Here is a 5875-nt window from a genome sequence, read left to right on the forward strand (position 1 = left end):
TGGCCGACCCCCGACCTGGGCTTTTGCCAACGCCGCTTTCCAAATCCAGGAATTTGGTGTCAGTCCGTGCTTGGTGCGCACCAAATTCCCTCACACAGTCTCAGCGACCTGGGCTTTTGCCAACGCCGCTTCCCAAAATCCCGGGATTTGGTGTCGTATCTCGGCCGCCAGTGCCAAAGGACGCAACCGATAACATCTAGCACATTTATGACCTGTGGAAATGCGGAGGTCGGAATTCAAACATGCGCCTCTTGGCACTGAGGTCTCTGTGTACGCACCACATTCCCACCTGGCCGACCCCCGACCTGGGCTTTTGCCAACGCCACTTCCCAAAATCCAGGAATTTGGTGCGGGGCCGGGGCCTGCCTGCAAGGGCCTCAAACATAAAAACGCAAAGAGTGAACCCCCTGCGCTCTCGCACTCGAAAATGGGGGGGTGTTGAGTGCTCAACCGGACTCGGGGGGAATCCGTGGGCAGGAGGCTCATACGCGATTGTAGCGTGCCTTCTATAATTACACAACTCCTAGCATTGTCCCAGTTCAGGGGCTATAGGTGGATGACTTCTACGTTGTCCCAGTGTTCGGCAAGGTAGTTGGCGGCGACGATGCGGTGGCAGGTGCTCGGGTCGGCTTCGGAGCACAGTAGTACTACGTCGGAGAAGGTGTCGCGGTCGAGGTCGGCGGCGTGGCGTTCGTCGTACTCGGCGCGTAGTGCCGCGGCGAACTTGTCGAAGGGGATCTCGTTATGCCGGTAGGCGTGCATGAGCTCGTGGCTTGATGCGAGGGTCAGCTCGTGGAGGTAGGGCATGTCGAGGATGGTGCGCAGGAAGTATTCCAGGTCGTGCATTTTGGTGAACTCTGCGAGCTGGTTGGTGTTTGACCTGCGGATATCCACGACCCGCGAGATGTTGTTGTCTCGCAGGATCGTGAAGAACTCTTCGGCGCGTTTGTGGGAAAACCCTAGGGTATACAGCCTCATACGGCGTCCGCGACCGCCTTCGCGACGGCCGGTGCCACGCGGGGGTCGAGTGCTTGGGGGACGATGTTGTGGGCGGTGGGGGCGTCGATAAGTGAGGCGATGGCTTCGGAGGCGGCGAGCAGCATGGGGCGGGTGATGCGGGTGGCGCCGGCGTCGATGGCGCCGCGGAAGATGCCGGGGAACGCGAGGACGTTGTTGATTTGATTGGGCATGTCTGAGCGCCCCGTTGCGACGACCCCTCCGTGCTTCCGCGCAACCTCCGGCTCGATCTCCGGGGTGGGGTTGGCCAGCGAGAACAGGATGGGTGCCTCGGCCATGAGGAGGACTTGCTCTTCGGTGATGTGGCCGCGGGACAGTCCGATGAAGGTGTCGGCGTCGCGGAGGGCGTCGTCGACGGTGGTGTGGATGTTGCGCGGGTTGGTGCGCGCGGCGAGGGACTGTTTGACGGGGGTGAGGCCGGCGCGGTCGGCGTGGATGGGGCCTTGGGAGTCGAGGACGATGATGTCGCGGATGCCGGCGTGGAGCAGCATGTCGACGCATGCGATGCCCGCGGCGCCGGCGCCGGAGATGACAACGCGCAGGTCGGTGAGGGTGCGGTCGAGGACGCGCGCGGCGTTGCGCAGTGCCGCATAGATGACGACGGCGGTGCCGTGCTGGTCGTCGTGCATGACGGGGATGGTGAGGCGTTCGTCGAGGCGGCGTTCGATCTCGAAGCAGCGTGGTGCGGCGATGTCTTCGAGGTTGATGGCCGCAAACGAGGGGGCGATGCGCACGACGGTGTCGACGATTTCGTCGACGTCGTGGGTATCGAGGACGATCGGGAAGGAGTTCAGTCCAGCGAACTGCTGGAAGAGCTGGGCTTTGCCCTCCATGACGGGCAGGGATGCTTGGGGACCGATGTCGCCGAGTCCGAGGACCGCGGTGCCGTCGGTGACGACGGCGACGGTGTTTCCGGCGCCGGTGTAGCGGCGCGCCTGGGCGGGGTCCTGCGCGATGGCTTCGCAGACTTCCGCTACCCCCGGCGTGTAGCAGATGGCAAGGTCGCGCATGGTGCTCACCTCCATCGTGGAGGTGATGGAGAGCTTTCCGCCCTCGTGAGCTGCGAAGATTTCCTCGGTTGTTGGCTGTTCCTGCATCGAACGTCCTTTCATCAATCAAAAGTTTGACCTTATAGTACAGCTCGATGGTGTCAGGGGTAGCCCGCTTAGCCCCGTGAATGTTTCACGTGAAACAGGCGTCGAAAAAGTGTGCACTAGGATAAGGTGGCTTCACATGTAAGGTCTCCCCCACAAATGCATCCTCCATGCAAGCAAGGAGCGCAGGTGAAACGCGCAACAAGACTCGGAGCTGTCACGCTGGCTGCCATGTTAGCGCTGGCGGGAACGGCTGTACCCAGCGAGGCGACGACCCTCAGCTCTGTGCGCTACACCGCCGGCGTCGTGGTGAACCAGGGTGATGTTGTTGAGGTGGGCATCACGAAGTGCCAGGTCGGCTATGTCGATGAGGCGTCGAAAACCGCGTACGTCGCGCGCCACTGTTTCACCCAGGGCCCGGGGGAAGTGCTCTACAAGAACAGCCAAGCGGTGGGCTCCAGCACTCGCGCCGGGCTTATCGACGCCCGCTTCAAAAACGACGACGTCATGGCTGTCAGGCTCTACGAGGATGTCATCGCAGGACAGAACCTCTTTTCGGGCGATGCAATTGCCGATTACGACTCCCTCGAAGCCGACATGGAGTTGTGCGCGAACTCGGTCAGGCAACGCAAGGTCGTCTGCGGACATATCCAAGGCGCGGGCGACGGCGTGATCAAGGTCGAGTCCGACGAGACCCTCATCCAGGGCGACTCCGGTGGGCCCGCCTGGCTCGTCGACGCGGATGGCAGTTCTCTTGGGTTCGTCGGCGTCATTTCGCAAACAAGCACCGTCGAGGCCCCGCCGAGTAAGCCCTGGTACGAGTGGAAAATCACGTCGGTAACGAATAAGTCATGCAAGGCGAGCACGGAGGTGCCCACCTACACTCGCACACAGCCTGAGTCGTGCGGGATTCACGACGACGCCCCCGGTCTCCTCGCACCCGTCACCAGAATGCGCCCACCCGGCCAGCCCTGGATGAAGCGAGTAGCCACCGAGTTCGAGGTGTTGTCCTCGAAGATCAAGGCCGGGGAACCCCTGAGCCGTCAGCAGGAGGACATGGTCCTTGGGCTCACGCTGTCGATCGTGATCGGCATCGCAGGGCTGAGTCTCTACGCCGCGTACCTGCTGGGCGAGCCCATGATCGCGCGGTTCGTGGATGGGCTCAAGCGCTAACCCCACTCAACCGTTCGGTTGACGCAATGTTCAACCTGCTGCGCGATTACTTTCTGCGTCCGCTCCAGCACCATTGATGGTGTCAATGGATTTCCCGCCCGTGTTGGCGGTTGTAGAAGGAGTGTGCAAGGTGCAGAAGTTGTACAGGGCAGCAGTGTTGTATTTGGTGCTTGGGTTGGGCGCGGGGTTGTTCTACCGCGAGTTCACCCGCGCGAATGATTTCCCGGAAGGCCAGTTCACGCAGCTTGGCGTGACGCACACGCACTTGCTGGTGCTCGGGTTCGTCATGTCGTTGATTTTCTTGGTGTTGGAGAAACTGTTCCGGGTTTCGCGGTCCGGCAAGCTGTTCACTTGGTTCTTCTGGGTGTACAACGTCGGCGTGCTCATGACCTCGGGCATGATGGTCTGGCACGGCATCCTCACCGTGCAGGGCAAGGAGTCCACGGCGATGATCGCGGGTATCGCGGGCTTGGGCCACATCGCGATCACGGTTGCGTTGGGCTTGTTCATGGCGGCGCTCGGTCGCGCGCTCAAGTCTGTTGAGCCGGAATCAGTAAGGCGCTAGTGATGAACGAAGCAGAGGCCACCACGCCAACGCGTCGCGACTGGATCAGCCTCGCCGTCCTCTCGGTGGGGCTCGGGGTCATCGTTCTCGACGGCACGATCGTTGGCGTGGCGTTGCCGTCGATAATTACTGACCTCGGCCTGGACCTCACCCAGGCACAGTGGGTGAACAGTCTGTACGCGGTGCTGCTCGCCGCGTTGTTGCTGTCCACGGGCAAGATTGCGGATTCGTGGGGCCGCAAGCGCGCCTTCCTCGCGGGCCTCGGGGTGTTCGTCGCGGGCAGCGTCCTCGCCGGCTTTTCGACGTCCGCCTCGACCCTCATTTCCGCCCGTGCAGTGCAAGCCGTCGGCGCGGCCCTCATCATGCCGTCAACCCTTTCGACGGTAAACGCGGTCTTCCGCGGGAAGTACCGCGCGGCCGCCTTCGGTGTGTGGGGCGCCGTGATCTCGGGCGCAGCCGCGGTCGGTCCCTTGGCCGGCGGTGCGCTGACGCAGTGGGTGTCCTGGCACTGGATCTTCCTGGTCAACGTGCCAATCGGCGTGCTCGTCGCCATCGGCGCGGTGCTCACCGTCCGCGAGACCCGCAGCCCCGACAAGCTCCCCGGCATCGACGTCGACGGCGCCCAGCTCAGCGCCATCGCCTTCGGCACCCTCGTCTTCGCCATCATCGAGGCACCCGACCTCGGCTGGTGGACGCCTAAGGAACCCCTCACCGTGTTCGGCTGGACCTGGCCCACCACCGCCCCGGTCTCCCCCGTCCCCGTCGCACTTGCGATCTCCGCCGTGGCCTTCGCCCTCTTCATCCGCTGGGAGCAGCACCGCCAGCGCGTGGAACGCTCCGCGCTCCTGGACTTGGGCCTGTTCTCCTACTCCACCTTCTCCTGGGGCAACATCACCGCCGGCGCCGTCGCCATCGGCGAGTTCGCCATCATCTTCATCTTGCCGCTCTACCTCATTAATGCGTTGGGCCTGTCCGTCATGTCCGCCGGCCTAGTCCTGGCTGCGATGGCCGTCGGCGCATTCCTCTCCGGCGCGGCAGCCCGCCACGTCGCCGCCCGCTTCGGCGCGCCGGGCACCGTCCTGATCGGGCTTGCCCTCGAGGTTGTGGGCGTCATCATCCTCGCCTCCGTCATGGGGGCAAACACCAGCGGCTGGCTCATCGCCGCCCCACTCACCCTCTACGGCCTCGGCCTCGGCCTGGCATCGGCGCAGCTCACCGGCACCGTCCTGCGAGACATCCCAGTGCAGCGCTCCGGCCAAGGCTCCGCCACCCAGAGCACCGTCCGCCAAGTCGGCTCAGCCCTGGGCACCGCGGTCTCCGGCTCCGTCTTCTCGATGGCCCTCGCCATCACCCTCCCTAAGACCCTCACGGACGCCGGTATCACCGGCCCACTTGCCGACGCCACCTCCACCGCCACCCGCCAATCCGCCGGCTCCGCCATCAACCAACTCCGCATGGAAGGCACAGCCAGCGCATTCGGTGACCAAACCGCCGCCGTCGTGCAGGCCCTCAGCGAGGGCATGGCCGACGCCGCCCGCTGGTCCCTCCTCGCCGCCACGGCCTTCCTGGCCCTCGGATTCGTCGGTGCGCTGCAGGTGCGGAGGGCGGCTGGGGCCGCTTCCGGGGAGGTTGAGGCTGAGGCTTAGGTTCAGGTAGCTCGGGACTACTAATAGAAAGGGGTCGGAACCCGTGAAACCGAGTGCCGACCCTACCGACCCAGGCTTGGGTGAAGTTCGCAACCTCCCTGTCCTCAATGAAAGGCCGCCCTCGGAAGAGCGGCGACGACCAGGGAGACTGGGCGGGTATCGCGGACAGTGACCCCTCAATGAAAAGCCGCTCCCGAAAAAGCGGCGGTGTCCGCACAGTTTTGCGATTTCATAGGCGCTCACCTCCCCTCAATGAAAGGCCGCTCCCGAAAGAGCGGACCCTCAATGAAAGGCCGCTCCCGAAAGAGCGGCGGTCCCGTAGTTGTAACGGTGGTGGTGTAGGTGCTGGTCCCTCAATGAAAGGCCGCTCCCGAAAGAGC

Annotated in this window: 5 protein-coding genes; 3 read left to right on the plus strand and 2 right to left on the minus strand. The window is 63.7% G+C overall.

What is annotated here, in order from left to right; genetic code table 11:
- Nucleotides 1-546: 546 nt before the first annotated feature.
- Nucleotides 547-978, minus strand: a complete 432-nt coding sequence (locus tag HMPREF3170_RS06605; protein ID WP_070478643.1) for a DUF488 domain-containing protein — start codon at nucleotides 976-978, stop codon at nucleotides 547-549.
- Entirely contained in the window at nucleotides 975-2114 is a 1140-nt protein-coding gene (locus HMPREF3170_RS06610) for an NAD(P)-dependent malic enzyme (protein WP_246814934.1), read from the minus strand. The genes HMPREF3170_RS06605 and HMPREF3170_RS06610 overlap by 4 nt, the downstream gene beginning before the upstream one ends.
- 186 nt (nucleotides 2115-2300) lie before the next feature.
- Between HMPREF3170_RS06610 and HMPREF3170_RS06615 the strand changes: the two genes are divergently transcribed.
- From HMPREF3170_RS06615 to HMPREF3170_RS06625, 3 genes are all read left to right on the plus strand, one after another.
- Nucleotides 2301-3284 carry a hypothetical protein gene (locus HMPREF3170_RS06615; protein ID WP_070478648.1) on the plus strand — a complete coding sequence of 328 codons (984 nt, stop codon included), beginning with the start codon at nucleotides 2301-2303 and terminating at the stop codon, nucleotides 3282-3284.
- A gap of 130 nt (nucleotides 3285-3414) precedes the next feature.
- Nucleotides 3415-3849 carry a DUF2871 domain-containing protein gene (locus tag HMPREF3170_RS06620; protein ID WP_070478651.1) on the plus strand — a complete coding sequence of 145 codons (435 nt, stop codon included), beginning with the start codon at nucleotides 3415-3417 and terminating at the stop codon, nucleotides 3847-3849.
- A gap of 2 nt (nucleotides 3850-3851) precedes the next feature.
- Complete coding sequence (locus HMPREF3170_RS06625) at nucleotides 3852-5495, plus strand: MFS transporter (RefSeq protein WP_210385505.1); 1644 nt, start codon at nucleotides 3852-3854, stop codon at nucleotides 5493-5495.
- Nucleotides 5496-5875 lie beyond the last annotated feature (380 nt).

It is taken from the genome of Corynebacterium sp. HMSC08D02 (assembly GCF_001807505.1).
Lineage (GTDB): Bacteria > Actinomycetota > Actinomycetes > Mycobacteriales > Mycobacteriaceae > Corynebacterium > Corynebacterium pseudogenitalium.